The sequence below is a fragment of the Luteimonas salinilitoris genome (assembly GCF_041300785.1).
GTDB classification, from domain to species: domain Bacteria; phylum Pseudomonadota; class Gammaproteobacteria; order Xanthomonadales; family Xanthomonadaceae; genus Luteimonas; species Luteimonas salinilitoris.
The window spans coordinates 747,925-768,526 of the sequence record NZ_JBFWIB010000002.1; the positions used below are offsets into that span (position 1 = coordinate 747,925).

16 protein-coding genes are annotated in these 20,602 nt (G+C 65.3%); 7 read left to right on the forward strand and 9 right to left on the reverse strand.

Going from position 1 to position 20,602, the window contains the following annotated elements; genetic code table 11:
- Positions 1-23: 23 nt before the first annotated feature.
- The 9 genes from AB5T46_RS06615 to AB5T46_RS06655 all read right to left on the reverse strand — a co-directional run bounded on the left by AB5T46_RS06615 (position 24) and on the right by AB5T46_RS06655 (position 10,152).
- Positions 24-374 carry a hypothetical protein gene (locus AB5T46_RS06615; RefSeq protein ID WP_370563060.1) on the reverse strand — a complete coding sequence of 117 codons (351 nt, stop codon included), beginning with the start codon at positions 372-374 and terminating at the stop codon, positions 24-26.
- A 39-nt stretch (positions 375-413) separates the two neighbouring features.
- Entirely contained in the window at positions 414-3,209 is a 2,796-nt protein-coding gene (gene tssH, locus AB5T46_RS06620; RefSeq protein WP_370563061.1) for a type VI secretion system ATPase TssH, read from the reverse strand.
- 133 nt (positions 3,210-3,342) lie between these two features.
- Positions 3,343-4,431 (reverse strand): type VI secretion system baseplate subunit TssG, encoded by a 1,089-nt coding sequence (gene tssG / locus AB5T46_RS06625; protein WP_370563062.1) that lies wholly within the window; start codon positions 4,429-4,431, stop codon positions 3,343-3,345.
- Positions 4,395-6,230, reverse strand: coding sequence for a type VI secretion system baseplate subunit TssF (tssF, locus tag AB5T46_RS06630; RefSeq protein WP_370563063.1), 1,836 nt, complete (start codon positions 6,228-6,230; stop codon positions 4,395-4,397). The genes tssG and tssF overlap by 37 nt, the downstream gene beginning before the upstream one ends.
- A gap of 1 nt (position 6,231) precedes the next feature.
- On the reverse strand, positions 6,232-6,717 hold the full coding sequence (tssE, locus tag AB5T46_RS06635; RefSeq protein WP_370563064.1) for a type VI secretion system baseplate subunit TssE: 486 nt from the start codon (positions 6,715-6,717) through the stop codon (positions 6,232-6,234).
- A gap of 164 nt (positions 6,718-6,881) precedes the next feature.
- On the reverse strand, positions 6,882-7,379 hold the full coding sequence (locus AB5T46_RS06640; RefSeq protein WP_370563065.1) for an Hcp family type VI secretion system effector: 498 nt from the start codon (positions 7,377-7,379) through the stop codon (positions 6,882-6,884).
- A gap of 141 nt (positions 7,380-7,520) precedes the next feature.
- On the reverse strand, positions 7,521-9,011 hold the full coding sequence (gene tssC, locus AB5T46_RS06645) for a type VI secretion system contractile sheath large subunit (protein WP_370563066.1): 1,491 nt from the start codon (positions 9,009-9,011) through the stop codon (positions 7,521-7,523).
- Between the two features lie 3 nt (positions 9,012-9,014).
- Positions 9,015-9,515 (reverse strand): type VI secretion system contractile sheath small subunit, encoded by a 501-nt coding sequence (gene tssB, locus AB5T46_RS06650; protein ID WP_370563067.1) that lies wholly within the window; start codon positions 9,513-9,515, stop codon positions 9,015-9,017.
- A gap of 40 nt (positions 9,516-9,555) precedes the next feature.
- Complete coding sequence (locus AB5T46_RS06655) at positions 9,556-10,152, reverse strand: tetratricopeptide repeat protein (RefSeq protein WP_370563068.1); 597 nt, start codon at positions 10,150-10,152, stop codon at positions 9,556-9,558.
- 342 nt (positions 10,153-10,494) lie between these two features.
- Between AB5T46_RS06655 and tssJ the strand changes: the two genes are divergently transcribed.
- From tssJ to AB5T46_RS06690, 7 genes are all read left to right on the forward strand, one after another.
- Positions 10,495-11,121 (forward strand): type VI secretion system lipoprotein TssJ, encoded by a 627-nt coding sequence (gene tssJ, locus AB5T46_RS06660; protein ID WP_370563069.1) that lies wholly within the window; start codon positions 10,495-10,497, stop codon positions 11,119-11,121.
- Between the two features lie 204 nt (positions 11,122-11,325).
- Positions 11,326-12,663 (forward strand): type VI secretion system baseplate subunit TssK, encoded by a 1,338-nt coding sequence (tssK, locus tag AB5T46_RS06665; RefSeq protein ID WP_370563070.1) that lies wholly within the window; start codon positions 11,326-11,328, stop codon positions 12,661-12,663.
- Positions 12,660-13,451, forward strand: a complete 792-nt coding sequence (gene icmH / locus AB5T46_RS06670) for a type IVB secretion system protein IcmH/DotU (protein WP_370563071.1) — start codon at positions 12,660-12,662, stop codon at positions 13,449-13,451. The genes tssK and icmH overlap by 4 nt, the downstream gene beginning before the upstream one ends.
- Positions 13,452-13,458: 7 nt before the next feature.
- Positions 13,459-16,017 (forward strand): type VI secretion system Vgr family protein, encoded by a 2,559-nt coding sequence (locus AB5T46_RS06675; RefSeq protein ID WP_370563072.1) that lies wholly within the window; start codon positions 13,459-13,461, stop codon positions 16,015-16,017.
- Positions 16,018-16,041: 24 nt separating this feature from the next.
- Positions 16,042-19,053, forward strand: a complete 3,012-nt coding sequence (locus AB5T46_RS06680) for a glycoside hydrolase family 19 protein (RefSeq protein ID WP_370563073.1) — start codon at positions 16,042-16,044, stop codon at positions 19,051-19,053.
- A complete protein-coding gene (locus AB5T46_RS06685; RefSeq protein ID WP_370563074.1) occupies positions 19,050-19,841 on the forward strand; it encodes an FG-GAP repeat domain-containing protein in 792 nt (263 codons plus the stop codon). Before AB5T46_RS06680 ends, AB5T46_RS06685 begins: the two co-directional genes overlap by 4 nt.
- Positions 19,814-20,440, forward strand: a complete 627-nt coding sequence (locus AB5T46_RS06690) for a hypothetical protein (RefSeq protein WP_370563075.1) — start codon at positions 19,814-19,816, stop codon at positions 20,438-20,440. The genes AB5T46_RS06685 and AB5T46_RS06690 overlap by 28 nt, the downstream gene beginning before the upstream one ends.
- Positions 20,441-20,602: the final 162 nt, after the last annotated feature.

Below are 20,602 nucleotides of genomic sequence, written 5' to 3' on the forward strand. Positions count from 1 at the left end.
ACGCCCGGGATGCCGCCTGCGGGTCAGGCGGTGATCCGCTCCAGTTTCAGCGACGGGTTCTCGGTGCAGTGCAGCTGGAAGTTGCGCCCGGCGGCCGAGATCGTGATCTCGCGTACGTTGCTGACGATCCGGTTGCTGCTGCCCTGTGCCTGCGCCGCGCCGCGGATGCGCCAGGAAAAGCGCGACAACAAGGCCGCGAGATCGCGCGCCTCGCCCCGCGCCTCGGTCGACGCCTTGTCGAGCAGCTCGACCACGTGTTCCGGCCGGATCCGGTTCCAGCTGCAGATGCTCTCGGTACCGCGGCCTTCCCGTCCCAGCGCAAGGCTGTCGCAGTTGCCGATCGTCGTTTCCCTGTCGATTCCGTAAAAATCCATGGTGTTTCCTCCTTTGGTGTGGCAAGGCGCCCTCGACGTTCAGGCCACCTTGTACTTGAAAGCTCCGTTCTTGCCGGCCGCGACCTTGATCTGGGTGATCTTGCCGCCTTCGGCCATGCTTGCCAAGACGCTTTCGGCGATTTCCGGCAGCAGCGTGCCGTTGAGAATGTGATCGACGTTGCGCGCGCCCGAGTCGACCTCGGTGCAGCGCGCCAGCACCGCGTCGACAAGGCTGGCGTCCCACTGGAAGGCGGCCTTGTGGTTGGCAGCCACGCGATCGCGGATCCGGCCCAGCTTGAGGGCGATGATCTGCGCCAGCACCGCGTCGCCGATCGGGTAGTACGGCACCACCTTCAGCCGGCCGAGGAAGGCGGGCTTGAAGTGCTTCATCAGCACTGGGCGCAGCGCTTCGGCCAGGGCGTCGGACGCGGGAATCTCCTTGGCAGGCTTGTTGAGGCAGGCGTGCATGATCTGCGGCGAGCCGACGTTGCTGGTGAGGATGATGAGGGTGTTGCGGAAGTCGATCTCGCGCCCTTCCGCGTCGTCCATCATGCCCTTGTCGAACACCTGGAAGAACATCTCCAGCACGTCGGGGTGGGCCTTCTCCACCTCGTCCAGCAGCACCACGCTGTACGGGTTGCGGCGCACCGCCTCGGTCAGCACGCCGCCCTCGCCGTAGCCGACGTAGCCGGGCGGCGAACCCTTCAGGCCGGAGACGCTGTGGGCCTCCTGGTACTCGCTCATGTTGATGGTGATGAGCTTGCGCTCGCCGCCGTAGAGGATATCGGCCAGCGCCAGCGCGGTCTCGGTCTTGCCGACCCCGGAAGGTCCGACGAACATGAAGACGCCGCGCGGCTTGTTCGGGTCCTCCAGCTTGGCGGTGGCGGTACGCACGCGCTGGGCGATGGCGTCGAGCGCGTGATCCTGGCCGATCACCCGCTCGCGCAGCAGGTTTTGGAGCCCCCGCACGGTGCGGATCTCGTCCTTGACCATGCGCCCGAGCGGGATGCCGGTCCATGCGGAGACGATTTCGGCGACCACGGTGCCGTCGACCTGCAGCGGCACCATCGGGGTCTCGCCCTGGAGCTCGCGCAGTTCCGCCTGCAGGCGCCGCAGCTCGGCATGCTTCGCGACGTCGGAGCCTACGTCCGTAGCTTTGGCGTCCGCCGGGCCGACAGCGGCCTTGCCGCCCTTGCCTTTGACGACCTTGGCGACCTTCGCGGCCTTGCTGGCGCTCGCGCGCTTGCCTCGTCCCTCGCTGGCATGGGAGGAAGTCGCGCCACCTTGCTCCAGCTCGGCGCGCAGCGCCTGGATGCGCTGCGCCAGGGTGGTTTCCTGCGCCAGCCGCGCCTCGTTGTCGGCCAGCACCTTGCGCGCCTGCGCCTGCTGTTCGCGCAGTTCGCCCAGGCGCTCGTCGTGGTGATTCGCACCGCCTGCGGTCTCGCGCCCGAGCGCGGCGAGCTCGGCTTGCAGCCGGTCGAGATGACGACGCGTGTCCTCGATGATCGCAGGGGTCGCGCTCTGCCCGAGCGCCACCTTGGCGCAGGCGGTGTCGAGCACGCCGACCGCCTTGTCCGGCAGCTGGCGGCCGCTGATGTAGCGGTGCGACAGCCGTACCGCCTCGGTGATGGCCTCGTCGAGCACGCGGATGCCGAAATGCTTTTCCATCAGCGGCACGATGCCGCGCAGCATCGCCGCGGCCAGCGGCTCGGTGGGCTCCTCGACCTTGACCACCTGGAAGCGCCGCGCCAACGCAGCGTCCTTCTCGAAGTATTTCTTGTACTCGCTCCAGGTGGTGGCGGCGATCGTGCGCAGCTCGCCGCGCGCCAGCGCCGGCTTCAGCAGGTTGGCGGCATCGTTCTGCCCGGCCGAGCCGCCGGCGCCGATCATGGTGTGCGCCTCGTCGATGAACAGGATGATCGGGTGCGGGCTCTTCTTGACCTCGTCGATCACGTTCTTCAGGCGGTTCTCGAACTCGCCCTTCACGCTTGCGCCGGCCTGCAGCAGGCCCATGTCGAGCACGTGCAGTTCCACCCCCTGCAGCACCTCGGGCACGTCGTGCTCGGCGATGCGTCGCGCCAGGCCCTCGACCACCGCGGTCTTGCCGACGCCGGCCTCGCCGGTGAGGATCGGGTTGTTCTGGCGCCGGCGCATGAGGATGTCGACCAGCTGGCGGATCTCGGCGTCGCGGCCGATCACCGGGTCGATCTGCCCGTCGCGCGCGCGCTGGGTGAGGTTGGTGGTGAACTGGTCGAGCGCCGGCGTTTTCGACAGGCCGCCCTGACCGGGCGCGGCATCGCCGTCCGCGCCGTCGGCGGACGCCTGCCCATCGGCATCGACGAAGCCCACGCCCTGCCCCGCCTCCTGCGAACCCTCGGTCAGCTTGGCGAAATTGTGCTTCAGCTCGTCGCGCTTGAAGCGCACGAACTGTTTGGAGCCGCGATAGGCCAGCTGCGCCAGGTCCGGCTCGGTCAGCAGCGCCAGCAGCAGATGGCCGCTGCGGATGCGGGTGGTCCCCGAATCCAGCGAGGCCAGCAGCCAGGCGTGCTCGAACAGCGCCGGCAGGTGCTGCGAGAACACCGGCGTCCGGGTATTGCCGCCCTTGAAGCGGCCGATCTCGTCGGCCAGGTCCTTCTCCAGCGTCTCCAGCGAAATGCCGCTGCGCCGCGCGATCAGCACGAAGTCGCTCCGCGGCTGCTCCAGCAGCGCCAGGAACAGGTGCTCGAGGTCGACCTCGTAGTGTCCGCGCGCCATGCACAGGTTGGCCGCGCGCTCGGCCGCCTGCCGGCAGGTGTCGTCGAGCTTGCTGATCAGGGTCTTGAGGTTGATGCTCATGCTTGAACGGAAGGCTCCATGCTGGACAGGTACATTCTCTTCACGACCGACAGGCCGCCGACTGCCGCGACGGCCTGCAGCGCGGAGCCGGGCCTGTTCGGCTCCACGCCTGCATGGCCTGATGCAGGGGCGTTCATTGCAGCGTGTGGATGCCGTAGCCGGCATCGGAACGCGGGATTTCGGACGGCCGGGTGCAGACGTAGCTGTCCCAGCCCAGGCGTGCGCCGTGCTCGCCGCCGATGCCGGCACCGCGCACGTCCTCGGCCTTGAGCACCAGCCGCACGTCGTATTCGAGACACGATCCGGTCAGCAGCGTGAGCCATTTGGCCAGTGCCCGTGCCGCGTCGCCGCCGGGCAGGAAGGCGTCGAAGCGATCGCGATCGAGCGGGCCGATCATCAGGCGCAGGCGCAGGTCGCGCTGCCAGACGCGATCGCCGGCCAGTGCATTGGCACCGAGGTTCGCGTTGGCCATGCCGAGCCGGGTCGTCTGGTGCCCGGGAACCTGGTACCAGGCACCGACGAACTGCTCGACCCGGATGTCGATGCCGAAGTAGTCGGCGAGCATGCGCTGCAGGAACGCCGCCGATACCGGGCGCTGGCGCACCCCGCCGGCGTAGTAGGCGATCGCCTGGTCGAACACGTCGCCCTGCCCGTCCGCCATGCGGTCGCGCAGGCCGGGCATGCCGACCCCGGACAGCGACAGCACCAGCGGCAGGAAGCGTTCGCGCCGGTCCAGCTCGTACTGCATCGCCAGCCGGTATTTTTTCCATGCCGCGTAGTGCTGCGCGAGCGCACGGCTGGTGAAGATGTCGAGGAAGGCTCGCGCCGCGCGATCGCGGTGGTAGACCTCGCGCTCGTGCAGCATCTCGGTGTAATGCAGCGGCAACGCCCCGGCGGTGCCGAGCAGCCCCATGAAGGCCGGCGTGATGTGCACCTGGCCGATGCTCTCGGTGGCGATCGCGTGCTCGAGCGCGGCGCTGCGCACCAGCGCTTCGCCTTCGGTGGACCAGGCACGCACCTCTTCGAGCTCGGCGGCCGGAAATCCGAGCGACAGGGTATTGCGAAAACGGACCCGCTGCGGGATCACGTCCTCCGCCTTCGCACCCTGGTGGTGGAACAGCTGCTCGATCACCCGCATCGCCTGGAAGTACTCGAAGCGGTGGGGTTGCTCGAACAGCTGCTGCGCTACGCCAGGATCGACTCGCCGCTTCGCGGGTCGCATCGGACCAGTACCTCTTCGTTGTGGCTGGAGATCAGGATGAGCTGGGTGAAGCTGTTGGCATGCACGTACAGGCCGAAGAACCGGTCGAGCACGTGGGCGAAGGCGGCGACGCCGGCGCCGACGAAGTTCGCCTCGTCGATGGTCACGCGGACCTCGATGCCGCGGACGACGGACGCGAAATGCTTGCCCGACATCCACGCCGTGGTCGGCCGATGCTCGAGGCCGACGATGCCCTCGATCTGGCGGCCGGACACGCTGCTGGCCGAAAGGTCGTACAGGCGCAGCATTTCCTTGAGCGCGGGCAGTCCGCTCTGGGTCAGCGACAGATGGTTCAGCGCCAGGTGCGAGATCAGCCGCCAGTGCGCGCCGCGGCCGCGGCGGAAACGCAGCGGCCGGCTCGGTTTGCGCAGCAGGCCGATCGTGCGCGCGGGGCTTCCGCCCTCGATGCTCAGGTCGCCGCCGGACACGCCGTAGGCCAGGTGCGTGGGCAGGTCGCGATTGCTGCAGGTCAGCTCGATGCTGACGACGTCGGTCTTCGGCACCGTCGGATTGAAGTCCAGGTCGACGAACGACAGCTCCGTCTCGTAGCCGGGGCTGTGCCGGGCGACGGCCTCGTCCCTGCGCGACAGCCAGTAATGTCCGGTCTTGTCCGGATCCTCGCCGTGATGCAGGGAATAGAACGGCCGGAATTCCTGCACCTGCTCGCCCTGCGGGGTCTGCCGGACGCGCTTGACCGAATCGATCGAATGGACCTCGTAGGCGAACGCGCGCCGTGCGTCGGCGACCACCGGATAGTGGGTCGTGCGTTGGGTGACGCGAATCGGCTCGCCGTGCTGGCCGAACAGGTTGGCCACCGGCGTGCAGCCGGACAGCACGTTGTCGCGGCTCAAGCCCTCCAGCACCCGGCTCGACGGCTGGTCCGGCGGCATTGCCCGCAGGATCAGGTGCAGGGTGAAGCCGCGGGTCGCCTGGGCGCTCACCGGCTTCAGGTCGAGATCGAAGAAGCCGAACTTCTCCGGGAACGCGAACAGTTCCGTCAGCAGCCGGTAGGCGGGATGCGCACGCGCCGGGAAATCGACCAGCGCCTCGTCCGCGGTGAACCCGACCGGCCGCAGCGGCACCGCTTCCAGCCGACGCCAGCGGCCGTCGCCATCGGCCTCGACATAGGCGTTCGCGACCTGCAGCGCCAGCGCATCGCGCAGGGCGGCGCAGAACGATGGTTCGCCATCGGTGAACAGGCGCAATGCCTCGCTGCCGAGCTTGGCAAACGACACCTGGTCGGACAGCAGCTCGAAGGTCAGCGAGATCTGCGCTCCCGACCCCGGCGGCAGGCTGACCGCCATCGGCGCCTCGGCGACGGCGCGATACTCGGCCGACCGAAGCGCGATCGGCGCCAGCTGCACGTCGTAGGCGGTGCGGAAACGGCAGTTGACGCCCCGCACTGGACGCGACTGCAGCTGCGTGCCGCGCGGGATGCGCACCGGCGCGCTCAGCTTCGCCGCCGCGGGGCCCATGTCGAAACGGGCGATCGAGCACGACGGGAACGGCCGCAGGTAGTGCGGATACATCACCTCCAGCAGCGCGTCGGTGAACTCCGGGTAATCGTCCTCGATCCGTTTCGACACCCGGGCGCTGAGCAACGCGAACGACTCGATCAGGCGCTCGACATGCGGGTCCTGGCTGCCGTCCGCCGACAGCAGCAGCCGCCCGGCGATCTTGGGGTAGCGCTCGGCGAACTCGCGCCCATAGCGGCGCAGGAAGGCCAGTTCGCGCTCGTAGAACGGCAGTAGATCCTGCATCTCAGGCCGCCTGGCGCCGCAGGCGGCTGACCGAGTACTGCAGGGTCGTCGGCTGCAGCATGGCGTCGAAACTGACCGCCTCGCGCGCCGGCTGCAGGTCCAGCAGTCCGTGGATGGTGAAATGCAGCCCGGTGCCCATGTGCGTGTCCGAATCCAGCCGCACCTGCACGTTGTGCAGCCGGCGCTCGTGGCGGGCGATCGCCTGCTCCAGCGAACGGCAGATCGCCGCGCGGTCGTAGGCGTTGGCCAGGCTCATCGACGAGAAGTCGCACAGGCCATAGGTCATCAGTGACTGGCGGCAGTTCGGATAATCGCCCAGGTCGTCCTCGGAGAACGCGGACCGGCTGTTGAGCAGCCCTTCCAGGTCGCGGGCGACGGATTCCTTGTACTGCTCCATCGAAATCGACTTGAACACGTTGCCACCGGGCTTGGCCCGCGGCGTGTCGTCGAGCAGTTTTTCCAGCAGGCTCGGTTCGAATCCCTTCATTGACCGTCATACCTCATAAGCGGCTTATCCAGCCGCGCGATCCTCGACACCGGACTTGCGGCCGCGATCGCGCCCCCTGCGACCCGGCGCGGTGGCGCACTCCATGCGCTGTTCGCGATGCGGGCCAAATGCGGTGGCGCGTGCAGCGCCACCGCAAAGCGTCATCAGGCCGTGTAGTTGGGAACGTTCTTGATGGCACTCCACTGCGCGACGGTCTTGCCGCCGACGCCGCCTTCGGGCTTCTGCTGGTTGTAGGTCCAGCGGATGGCGCCGAAGCTCAGCTGTACGACTTCCTGCGGCATGCCGTCTTCGTCGACGGTGGTCGTGACGCGGTGCACCAGCACGTTGAGCAACTCGACTGCGTAGTAGTTGAGCGCATTGCCGTCCTTGTCGGCGCGCATGAACTCGATGCGGGCCTTGGGGAAGGTCGTGCCGCCCGCGCACGCCTGGTTCAGGGCGGTGGTGGACAGGTCGATTGACTTGACGATCTCGACCGCCGACAGGTTCACGCGTGCCGCGGACTGACCACCGGAGGTGGACGCCGTGGCCGAGCGCGGCTGCAGCAGGTCCTGCGAGAACGACTTGATCTCGATCCAGTTCGGGTGCTTGTCGTCGCGGGACTCGCCCTTGATGGTATCGATAGAGAGGAATGCATGTTGCATGTCTGGGTTTCCTTGTTCCGATCTTCCGTGAGATAGAGGTTGCCGGCTCGCACGGCCCGGCAGTCGGTACGAACCGCCCCAGCGGGGCGGCTGCGTCACTGCAAATGCGGGATCTCCGTCCCTTGACGCTACGAAAAACCGCTACGACTTCTTGGCACCGGCCGGCAGTTCGGCCACCAGTCGCAACGAAACGGACAGCTCGTCGAGCTGGAAATGCGGCCTGATGAAGGCCACGGCGCGGTAGACACCGGGCTTGCCCGGCACTTCCGAAACCTGGATGGAGGCTTCGCGCAGCGGGTACTGCGCCTTGGCCTCCTGGGATGCGTTGTCGTCGAGCAGCACGTACTGCGCGATCCAGCGATTGAGGAAGTCCTCGACGTTGCCCGCCGAGGCGAAGCTGCCGATCTTCTCGCGCATCATCGCCTTCAGGTAATGGGCGATGCGCGACACCGCGAAGATGTACTGCAGCTGCGCCGACAGGATGGCGTTGGCGTTGGCCGAATCGGTGTTGTACTTCTTCGGCTTCTGCGCCGACTGCGCGCCGAAGAAGGCGGCGTAGTCGGTGTTCTTGCAGTGCACCAGCGGGATGAAGCCGAGATCGCTGAGCTCCTTCTCGCGGCGGTCGGTGATCGCGATTTCGGTCGGGCACTTGAGCGCGACTTCGCCGTCGTCGGTGCGGAAGGTATGCGTGGGCAGGTCCTCGACCAGGCCGCCGCCCTCGACGCCGCGGATCGCCGCGCACCAGCCGAAGTCCTCGAACGCGTGCGTCAGGCGCGCGCCCATCGCATAGGCGGTGTTGCACCACAGGTACTTGCCATGGTGGGTGGCCTCGACCTCCTCGACGAAGTTGAAGCCCTCCACCGTGGTGCCGTCCTTCGGGTTGTAAGGCAGGCGCCCGAGGAAGCGCGGCAGGGTCAGGCCGACGTAGCGGCTGTCCTCCGACTCGCGGAACGATTTCCACTTGGCGTACTCGACGGTGTCGAAGATCTTCGCAAGGTCGCGCGGCTTGCCCAGGTCGGTGAAGCTCTCCAGGCCGAACATGTCCTCCGAGGCGGCGGTGATGTAGGGCGCGTGCGCGGCCGCGGCCACGTGCGACATCTGCTCGACGAAGTACATGTCCTCCGGCTGCCGGCCGATGTGGTAGTCGCCGATCAGGGCACCGAACGGCGCGCCGCCGAAGGTGCCGAACTCCTCCTCGTAGACCTTCTTGAACAACGCGCTCTGGTCGAAGTCGATCGCCGACTTGAAGTCGCGCACCAGGTCCTTCTGCGGCGCGTTCATGACCTTGACCTTCATCATCGGCCCGGTCGACGTCTGCTGGCAGAGGTAGTGCAATCCGCGCCAGCTGCTTTCCAGCTTCTGGAACTCCGGCGCGTGCATCACCGCGCTCAGCTGCTCGGAAATGATGCGGTCGAGTTCGGCGACGCGCGCATCGAGGGTGAGGTTGAGGTTGTCGGAAACGACGACGGTGCCGTCCAGCACCTCCTTCGCCAGCTCCGAGATGATGTCCTTGGCGCGCTGGTGCTCGGCGCCGGACTTGGCCACCTTGCTCTGCTCGACGATCTGGTCGAGCAGGCCGGCCTCGGTGACGGTGGCGGCTTCTTGCGTTGCGGTCGTCGCTTCTGCGGCCATGGTCTACTCCTGGTCCTCGCTGCCGAGCTGCTTCAGCTGCTCGGTATTGGTGAGCACATCGTTCAGCAGGTCCTCGAGCTTCTCGTTGCCGGCCAGCTTGTTGCGCAGGTCGGCCAGCTTGGAGCGCGACTCGAGCAACCGGCGCAGCGGCTCGACCTGCTCGACCACGGCCTCGGGCCGGAAATCGTCGATCGAGTTGAACTTCAGCTCCACCGCGAACTCGCCGCCCTGGTCGCTGATCTTGTTGGGCACCCGGTAGACGGCGCGCGGCGCCATGCCCTCCAGCACCTCGTCGAAGTTGTCGAGGTCGACGTTGACGAACTTGCGGTCCTTGAGCTTCGGCAGCGGCTGCTCGGGCTTGCCGCTGAAATCGCCGAGCACGCCGACCACGAACGGCAACTCTTTCTGCTCGATCGCGTCGCCCTTCTCGACGTCGTAGGTCAGCTGCACGCGCGGCGGGCGCACCTTCTGCAGGCGCTTCTGGACACTATCCTTCTTGGCCATCTCACTCGTCTCCTGACGATGGGTCGGGCGGAACGAACCCTCAGTTGCCGCCGATGTTCTTGAACGGATCCGCGCCGGACTGACCGCCCGACTCGCTCGAAGCGCTGCTGGCGGCGGGACGCGAAGGCGACTGCGCCGCGGGCGCCGACGCGCGGCGCGCCGGCCTGGGCCTGCGCGCCGCGGCCGCCTTCTGCGGCTCCTCGGGCGCGAGGATGTCGTCGCCCATGGTGGCCTTCAGCGTGCCGGCCAGGGTCTCGGCTTCGCGCCGCGCGGTCTCCGACGCCAGCGCGCCGCGCCCCTGCAGGCGCTGCAGCGAGTGGTTGGCGATGCGGAACCCGCTCACGGTGAGAATGCCGTCGGCGACCAGGTCATCCGGGTCCCGTTGCAGGACCTCTTCGGCCGCGACGATGGCACGCGCGTAATTGGACTTGTCGAACTGGAGTTGCGCCGAGCGCACCCACGGTTCCTTCCTGGTGGGATCTGCCTTGGCTGCGTCGGCGAAATCGGCCAGGGCGGCGTCGACACGCCCTGCGCTTACCGCGGACTCCGCCTGCGACATCAGGCTGCCGTAGTCGGAGGCACTCTCGCCTCCGGTCGTCGCGCATGCTCCCAGCAGCGACAGCAGCACCAGGCCCATCAATCCCTGACACGTTCCTTTCCCGCTCCATCTCGTCATCATGACCGTCCCAAATCAATCCTGATTCATTCCATGTGTCCACACGTTCCGTGTGACACAACCTGAAATCCGTCCGCAGCGCCGCCTCGGGCGATCGGCCGGATTTCAATTCCTGCTTGTTTCCGGAGTGGGTATAGTAGGCTTTCCCTGCTGCGTCAAGATGACATTCCCCGGCAGACGCCCCGGCTCCGGAAGGGTCGCCGCCTGCTCCATGTGCCCCGGCATCGCGCGCCGGGAGCCCATCCATTAAAAACCAGCGAACCAGGCGATTCAAGTATGGACACACATTTCGCAGCCCGCGCCGTGGCCGAAACCTTCCCTTCGCGGCTCCGTTTCCGCGTTTCCGCACGGCTTGCGCTGGTTGCGCTCCTCGTTGCGCTCGGCGGCTGCGCCAGCGGCGGCGGCATCGGCAAGGCGGTCAACCGTACGCTGGAGAGCGTCGGTCTCAAGGACGCCGACACGCAGCAGGAGGAAAAGCGCATCCCGCTGCGGTTGTACGCGGGGGACAACCTCAACGCAGGCAACGACCGGCGCGCGCTGGCAGCGGTGGTGAAGGTGTACCACCTGCGCAGCAACCGGCGCTTCGAACAGGCACCGTTCGACATGTTCCTGGACGAGGATCGCGAGCGGCGGGCACTGGGCGATGACCTGATCGCGGTCAACGAGATCGTGCTGACGCCGGGGGCGCGGCACGAGGTCGAGGAGCGTCTCGCGCCCGAAGCCGAGGTGCTGGGCGTGGTGGCGTTGTTCCGGGCCCCGGCGGACAATCGCTGGCGCCTTTCTTTTGATGGTCATCACAAAAAAATCCAGGAGGAAGGCGTGACCGTCGGTCTGCACGCCTGCGCGATGACCACCAGCAGCGCCGCGCTGATCACGCGCATCGCCGGCGCCCCGGCGAGCCTGGCGTCCGTGCAATGCATGTCGCCGTGATCGGCACGGAGCCATGCCCGCCTGCTAAGATCGGCCCGACAGGGGGAACCCGCGGTGGCATTGCCTGATCCGCGACCGCATGGGTAAGCTCCTTCCCGAAGGATCCGGGTGCCGGAACGACGTCCGGCGCCCCGCGCATGCCGCTGCACTGCAGCATGACGAACGAAACAGCCAAAGGATTGCAGCGTGTCGCACGTGAGTCGGATGTCGAAAGTGTTCTGGGGCGAGGGACTGTTCCTGCGGCCGCAGCATTTCCAGCGCCAGGACGCCTACCACGAGGCGCGCCTGCAGGATCTCGCCCGCAGCCTGCACCCGCACGCCTGGGGCGTACGCAGCCTGCGCTTCGACCCGCAAAGCCTTGCCACCGGCAGCCTGCGCGCGCTCGAGCTCTCGGCGATCTTCCCCGACGGTGAGACCTACGACGCCCCCGCGCACGACGAACTGCCCGACGCGCTGTCGCTGGGCGACCTGCCCGAGGGCGTGCAGGCGACGACGGTGCACCTCGCGCTGCCGCTGATCCGCGAGCACGGCGGCAACTGCGGCGACAACGGCGACGGCACGCAGTCCGCGCGCTTCGTGCAGGACAACCAGCCGACGCCGGACCTCTACACCGATGCCGCCGAGGCGGAGCTGTCGTACCTGCGCAAGTCCGTGCGCCTGCTCACCGACGACAAGCCCCGCGACGCCTACGTGACGGTCGCGGTGGCGCGGGTGCGGCGCACGCCGACCGGCGGCTTCGAGTTCGACGAGGCATTCCAGCCGCCGAGCCTGAGCATCGGCGCCGCGCCGCAACTGCGCATGCAGCTGCGGACGCTGCTGGACTCGCTGCAGGCCAAGGTGGACGCGCTGTACGGACTGCACCGGCAACCATCGCAGCACATCATCGAATTCCGCTCCGGCGACATCGCCTCATTCTGGCTGCTGCACACCGCGACCTCGTCCTTCGCCACGCTCTCGCACCTGTTCCACAACGCCGGACTGCACCCGGAGCGCCTGCACCAGGAACTGCTGCGGCTTGCCGGGGGACTGCTCACGTTCTCGAAGGCCTACGGCCTGTCGGACCTGCCGAAGTACGACCATGCCGCCCCCGAGGCCAGTTTCGAGCGCCTGTTCGGCATGATCCGCGAGCTGCTCGAGACGGTGATCTCGGCGCGCTACTTCCAGATCGCGCTGTCCGAGGTCAAACCGTCGTTCCACGTCGGCCGCATCGATTCGCAACGCATCGACGACAACTCCGCGTTCTACCTGGGCGTCGCTGCCGACATGCCGGGGCAGGAACTGGTGCAGACGGTACCGGTGCGGTTCAAGGTCGGCGCGCCGGACGACGTGGAGAAGTGCGTGCTGTCGGCGCTGCCCGGGGTGAAGCTGACCCACGCGGCGCAGGTCCCTGCCGCGATCCCGGTACGCCCGGGCAGCTATTACTTCGCGGTCGAGACGCGCGGCCCGCTGTACGAACGGATGCTCAAGGCGCAGTCGCTGATGATCTACGTGCCTTCGGGCCTGCGTGAACTCAAGCTCGAACTGATCGCGGTGGCGCCATGAACTCGAAGCTCCCCCCCGTCCCCGCCCCGATGCCGTCGCTCACGCCGCAGCACGCGGCCGCGCCGGGCGCCGCCGGCACCGCCACGCCGCGCAGCCTGCTCGACCTGATGTCCGACGGCTTCTACCTGCTGCTGCTGCTCAAGCGCGGCCAGTTGCCGGACAGCGTCGAAGGTTTCGTGCAGTCGGTGCAGCGGTTCCTCGACGGCGTCGAACGCGGCGCGATCAAGCTCGGCATCGCTTCCGAGGACGTGTACGCCGCCAAGTACGCCTTCTGCGCCGCCGTGGACGAGGTGGTCCTGTCGCAGCCGTCCGCGGTGCGCGACGCCTGGGAGCTGCAGCCGCTGCAACTGCGCCTGTTCGGCGACCATCTCGCCGGCGAGCACTTCTTCGACCGCCTCGAGGAACTGCGCGCGCAGGGCGCGCCGCGGCTGCCGTCGCTGGAGGTCTACCACTACTGCCTGCTGCTTGGCTTCGAGGGCAAGTACCGGCTCGAGGGCCCGGAGAAGCTCGGCTACTTGACCGCGCGCCTCGGCGACGAGATCGTCTATCTCAAGGGCAAGCGCACCGGCTTCGCGCCGCACTGGCCGCCGCCGGACAACGTCGCCCATGCCCTGCGTCGCGTGGTGCCGCTGTGGTTGCCGGCGATGCTGGTGGGCACGTTCGGCCTGCTCGGCTACTTCGGCCTGAGCGCCTGGCTCGGTCACCGGACCGAGCAGCGCATGGCCGCCTATCAACAGGTCGTGCAGATGCCCGAACGCACGGCCCACGTCACCATCACCCTGCCGTGAGAACGATATGGACATGCCTTCTCTGGCCCGCGAGGCGCTCGCCGCGCTCGCGGTACCGTCGCAACATGCACGCCTGATCCAGCTGGACGCCCCGGTATCGGGGCTGGTGGTGGAACGGTTCGATGGCAATGAAGCCGTCTGCGCGCCGTTCCGGTTCGACATCGACGTCTTCTCCACGTCGGCGTTCCTGTCGCCGGACGACCTGCTCGAGCAGCCGCTCGGCCTGCGCCTGCGCCGGGCCGATGGCGCCCATCGCCGCTGGCACGGCCTGTGCACCGAGGTCGCGCCGCTGGGCGCCGACGGCGGCCTGGCCCGCTACCGACTGACCATGGAACCGTGGACGGCATTGCTCACCCATCGCCGCAACGCGCTGATATTCCAGGACCTGGACGTGCGCGGCGTGCTCGAGCAGGTGTTCGCCGATTATCCGCAGGCGGCGTTCCGCTTCGACGTAACCCGCGCCCTGCCGGTGCGCGCGATCACCACCCAGTATCGCGAGAGCGACTGGGACTTCGTCGCCCGGCTGCTGGCCGAGGCAGGGCTGGCCTGGCGCTACGAGCACGCGCAGGACGATGCCGGCAACGGCGGCGATGACGATTCCGTCCGCCACACCCTGGTGATCCACGACCAGGCGGCCGAAGCGCCCGAGAGCGGGCACCTCCGTTTCCACCGCATCGACGGCACCGAGACCGCCGATGCCGTCAGCGCCTTCAGCGAACAGCGCCAGCTGGTGCCCAACCGCAGCCAGGTCGCCAGCTGGCAGAGCGAGCAGCTGACCAGCGTGGCCGGCCAGAGCGAGGCCGACGCCGGCACCCTGCCCCCGCTGGAGGTCTTCGTGCAGCCGCGTGCCGGGCGCTTCGCCCAGGCCGATCACGCCCAGGCCGAGGCCACGCACCGGCTCGATGCTTTGCGCCTGCCGCAGACGCTGCATTTCGGCGCCGGCAGCGGCCGCATGCTGACAGCGGGCAGCACCTTCACCCTGGAGCAGCATCCCAACCACGGCGGCCAGGCCTTCCTGCCGCTGCGTATCGCGCACGTGGCGGTCAACAACCTCGGCAGCGGCATCACCGCCCTGCTCGCCTCCGCCGACCTGGAGCACGGCAGCTATCGCAATCGTTTCGCCGCGGTGCCCGCCGGCACCCCGGTGGCGCCGTTGCCGCGCCCGCGCCCGACCGTGCACGGGCCGCAGACCGCGCACGTGGTCGGCCTGCCCGAAGCCGCGGTGACGCCGAGCCGCGACCATCAGGTGCGGATCCAGTTCGCCTGGCAGCGCGGCCCGCAACCGAACCCGGGCGGCCTGACCGACACCGCCAGCCAGCACCCGGGGCATGCACCCGGGGACGCGACCAGCGGCACCTGGGTGCCGGTGGCCGAGTGGCTCGCCGGGCCCAACTGGGGCAGCCATTTCCTGCCGCGGCTGGAGGCCGAGGTGCTGGTCGAGTTCCTGCACGGCGACATCGACCAGCCGCGCATCACCGGCCAGCTGTACAACGGCGAGGTCGCCCCGCCCTTCGCCGGCGGCATCGACGGACCGTCCAACCACCCCGGCACCGTGAGCGGCCTGCACAGCCAGGCGCACGACGGCGCCGGCACCCAGCAATGGGTGCTCGACGACACCCCCGGCCAGCTGCGCACCCGTCTGCACACCAGCCTGGCCGACAGCCGGCTGGAGCTGGGCTACCTGATCGATCACCAGGACGCCAGCCGTGGCGGCCTGCGCGGACAAGGCATCGAACTGGCCACCGGCGGCTGGGGCAACGTGCACGCCGGCCAGGGCCTGCTGCTGACCAGTACCGCGCGACCCGACGCCGCGTCCACCCAGCTCGACCTGAGCGAGGCGATCGCCCAGCTCACGGGCGCCGAGCGCACCGCCGAGAGCCTGCACGACACCCTGCTCCAGCAACAGGTGCCGGGCTTCGACGCCAACGACCGCCTCACCGCGCTGCGCGAGGCGATCGACCCGCAGGTCGATGGCAAGTACGCCGGCAGCGTCGCCGGCCAGAGCGCGATGAAGCCGGCGCCCGGCGGCCGAGATCCCGGCGAAGATCCGGTGGAGCGCTTCGCCGATCCCAAGCTGATCGCCGAATCGCCCGAGTCGATCGCCTTCGCCACCCGGAAAAGCGCCGTCGCCTACGCCGGCGGCGCCCTGCACCTGACCGCGCAGGACGACGCCCAGCTCAGCGCCGGGCAGACGTTCTCGTCCGTCTCCGGCCAGCACGCCGCCCTCTACGCCCACGCCGGCCCGATCCGCGCCATCGCCGCCAACGGCCCGGTCACCCTGCAGGCGCATACCGGTCCACTGGAACTGCTGGCCGACCAGTCGGTCACCTTCACCGCCACCGACGAGCGCATCGACGTGCTCGCGCAGCAGAAGATCGTGCTGCAGGCGGGGCAGACGCAGGTAACGCTGGAGGGTGGCGACATCACGTTTGCCTGTCCGGGGAATTTCACGGTCAAGGCGAGTCAGCATCCGTTCTTGGGCGGGGAGAGTGGCGACGTCAGGCTTTCCCTGCCGGACGGCATCGTGAAACTCGAACCGGACAGGATGCTCGACTTCTCCGGTTGATGAACGACAGACAAGGACGCCCGCATGAGCAATGGCAACGAAGCCCCTGAATCTCTCAAGAAGTTCGTCTACCCCTTCCCGAAAACGGACGCCTCGAACCCGGACGACCCCAAGATCGTCGAGATCGACGACCCGCAGGTCTATTACGACGCGCTGGCCAAGGCGGAGGACGGGTTCTATCCCATCGGCGTCAACGGCCAGTGGCACGGCGGCATCCACTTCGGCAGCCAGACCGGCACCGCCCTGTCCCAGGACGGCGGCGTGCGCTGCATCGCCGATGGCGAGGTCATCGCCTGGCGGATCGACGGGGACAAATACCCGGAAGTGGAGTACGAGACCTGCAAGGCGGCGAAGTACTCGTCCGGCTTCGCCCTGGTCAGGCATCGGTTGCAGCTGCCCGCCGCCCCCGCCAACAGCGGCGACGCAAGCACGGAAGCCGCAACCGCGCCCGCTGCTCCGCAGCCAGTCGCGCTGCCTGCCGAGGGGCCCGTGCTGCCAGACCGGCCATTGCCTCCGGACGCCGCGCCCGGTGCCCCCCAACAAGGCGCCGCGGCCCGCGAAGAGCCGCAAGCGCCGGCGCAATCGCAATCCTCGACCGCAGCATCCGAGCAGCCTTCGATGGTGTTCTACAGCTTGTACATGCACTTGCTGTACTGGAAGGGATACCAGGACGATGACAAGAAGAAGCGCCCTGCATACTGGGGCGAACCTGTCTATTCGGTGGGCGAAGACGCCAATGACAGCCGGCAGAATCACCCCGACAACCCGCATATCCCCGAGGACGGCGTCGGCCTGAACCTGCGCGATGCCAGCGGCGGCTACTGCGGCTTCGCGCCGCGCGGCACCAAGCTGCGTCTCGGCGCGGAATCCGCAAACAAGGGGTACTACACGGTCACGGAGATCGTCGGCGGCCAGACCACGCCCGCCGAGATCTCCGGTGCCACTGCCTACAAGAAGGAACTCACGCCGGCGGCAGCCGAACCGGCCACCAAGGACAGCATCGCGATCCCGGACACGCCCATCCCAGCCAAGGCGGGCGACCTGATGGGGTATCTGGGCGAGTACCAGCGCTACGGCGACATGAACCCGTTGGCCACGTCCTGCACCGGCCGTCCACTGGCGCAGGTGGATGTGTTCACCCACGAGGATATCGACGAGTTCATCAAGAAGAGCCGCGACCGCGACAAGGAACTGGACGCCAAGCAGAAGACCCTGCTGGTGGTCGAGCCGGGCGCGACGCTGGTCGTGCCTGCCGAGTCGGACTTGCAACTGGGCGCAGGCGAAAGCGTCGCGCCGACCGCCGATTCCCCGAAGACGGGCGAATGGGTCAAGGTGCGCAAGGGAGCGCTGCAAATCGTTTCCAAGGCCACGCTCAACGGCTATAGCACGGACACGCGAACCTATGGCGGCGGCCAAACGTTGTCCATGGTCGTGGGCACGACGGACACGGACAAGATCACCGTCGAAGCCTACAACGCGCTCACCCCTGAGCAAAAGGAGAACTACCCACGGCGTGAGGTATTGCCCGCCGGCGGCACCGAGGCCTGGGCGCGGCGCTCGCAGGTTGCCGAAACAGGTGCCTCGAGCACAGCCACTTCCCTCTGGAATCGCTTTCCCCTACAGGTTGCAGGAGCGAACGGCCCACAGGCCGGATTCCTGCGTGTAAGGCAGATCAAGCTGCTCGAGAAGAGCGCCGCGGAGGAGGACGGCACCCGCTGGTGGGAGATCGACGTCGGCACCGCGGACGGGTCGAGCCGGACGGGCTGGGCGCGTGAGAAGGATCACGCCAACGTCACCCTGTGCTCGCCCTGGGCGTGGCCCGGATTCGAGATCGTGAAGGGCGAGACCAGCACCCCGGCGCAGCTGTATGCCCGCCATGTCGTCCAGCAGCGCCAGGCCACACCGAGCGAGGAAGGCGAACTGGCAGCCGAGGGCGAGCCGGTCGACACCCGTCCCGTGTTCAGCAAGCTCTATGACATCATCGACCAGGCGGATGGCGGAAAAGAGAAGGACGGCCACCTCTCGCCGCAGGAGATCCGCAAGGCCCTGGCCAGGCCATGGTTGGCCCAGGCCATCTCGCGCCTCATCGTCGAATACGAGAACGAATGGTCGGGGCCGATGAGCAAGTGGGACGAGATCGACCAGCACATTCCCGAAGAGCGCAAGGCGGACTGGACCCAGGAGAAGAGCCGTATCAAGTCGCTGACTTGGTGGGATGACGTCAAGGGCAAGCACGGGTTCCCGCAGGTGAGCAAGGCGAACCACTTTCATCCAGTGGGATTGGTCGGAAATTTCTTTAAATCAGGGCTGACATGCAAAACATGCGGAAGATCGATACTCTTATCTTTTGATTTTATGCGAAAAGTAGCAGGCTCGGAAGCTAAAGATAAATTCTTAACGGAGTTTTCAGAACTATCGGGAGAGCTTCTCACAAAATATGAAGTAAATACCTGCAGTCAAATCAAACATTTGCTAGCCCAAGGCAAACATGAGACTAAACGATTCACAGCGTTTCGAGAGTCCCTTTATTACTCAAGCTATACTGCCGAATCCTTATACGCTATGGCACCAACAGCCATAAATAATGGGTTTGTCAGAAAAGGACTTACTTTTGAAACCAACAAAGATAAAATTGACTACATAGAAGACAATCTTCTTAAAAATGACGCAGGGTATGGACAGCACTGCTTTGGGAGCAATAAATTTCCAAACAAAGATTATAGAGGAAGAGGCTTATTACATCTGACGCATTTCGAAACATATGAAAATTATGCGAAAGAAGTCGGACACCCAATCGATTCAAATCCTGAACTAGTAGAGACCAAAACCGCAGTCATTATGGAAACAGGCTTATGGTATTGGAAAAAGCATAGCATTGGAACAATAGCTGACAACCCAAGCTATGCAGGCGATGCTGCCGTAAAACGTGTCACCTACCCAATCAACCCCGGATATAAGGGCCTAGCCGAACGACAAAGGTTCATGAGGGAGATATCGAAGATATTTGAAGATGAATTCGGGGAGTGCATCAGATGATCAAAACATTTTTTATAGCAATAGCTCTCTCCGGATGCCAAACGGTATCGGCACTCAGTGATTGCGCAATTGACAACCTTCAACAAGCCGCCCCTCCCATATATGACGGGAACAAAGCTATTTGCTTCATGCTCAAACCGCTTACTGATGAAAGCGGCCGCAATCCATCTAACGAAGAACCGCAAGTTTCCATATATATATACAACCAGAATGGAGAGCATGAAAATCTTGATGACCTTCCCTATTTAGCCGGAACAGGAAAAGTTCGAGGCAGCTTCTTTCTAGACGCAAATAACGATGGAAATTCGGATATATTTGTAATTCACAGCATTGAAATCAGATCCGACACTGGCGAGAACTACGTTAGTGATTATTATACAGTTTCGGTATACACAGAAAACGGCGGAAAATATGAAAGAAATGAAAAGATTTCCAAATGGTTTGGAACCGGAGGCGATATCGCAGAACCTATCGATCAAACTAATAAAGATTACAATATAATCTATGAATTTCCATACAAAACAAAAGAATCGATAGAGTCCAGCATTAATTCTCCAATTTATCAGAACTGGCTATCTGGCAGACAACTGAGCGGAACAATTAGAGAAAAAGCATCCCTTCACTCATTTCCCGTCGTTGCAGACAAGACACGTTCATACCTGATAGCCGAAGACAGAGTGATCATCAAAAGCGAAACGGCAGGCTGGTGCGAGATACAATATTTGAGTGAAAGCAATGAGCTAATCAATATGTGGACTGAATGCACGAAAATACATTTCGACCAATAAACCATGGACGTATTTTAGATATTTCTTATGTGGGACATCTGTGTCCGGACTTTGCGCTGATGCGCGCTGGATGGAGGATGAGTGCTCTTGTGTTATTGATGGCTTCCTGTGCTGCCGCAGCTTGTCCTGTTGAGTTGCCTGCTGGCGCCGAGTTGTTCGTTCCGCCGGAGATCAATAGCCCTATGTCGGTCGAGATACAAAGCTATAAGTTCTCTTTACATGAATCTGAGTCGGGCAAGCTTGTCAGTGGAACTTTTTCGGGTGGAGCGGAAATCGAACATGCTCTCTCCGAGGTGGGATTTGATAAGGTGGAGAGGATATTCGCATTGGAAAGCCACGGATGCGACGGCAATTCCGTTGACCTCGTAATTCAGACAGGCCCAGGGAAGAACCCTGATGTTCGGACAAGAAACTACTATCGGATCGTGTTCTCTGCGGACCTGAGCGCAGTCATCGCTGAGTTTTACGATCCAAGCATATCTGCGGCCAATGCTGTCTTGCCGCTACAGAGTGTTGAAGGGATGTCAGACCCTGATACTGGCGAGAGGGTCATTTGCAACGGCACAACACCGGTGGTGGTCGAGCAGGATGGCAAGTAAATCTTGCGCTGGACCTCTCGTTGCCGCGAAGACTTGGAAAGTCTTGCGGCGCTGACCGCCCCTAGGGAGTCGTCCCTCGACGATTACGTGGATGTGATCAGCTGACTCGTAAACGGAGGGAGCAACGGATTGTCAGAGAGACGGGCCTATGTCAGCAAACTA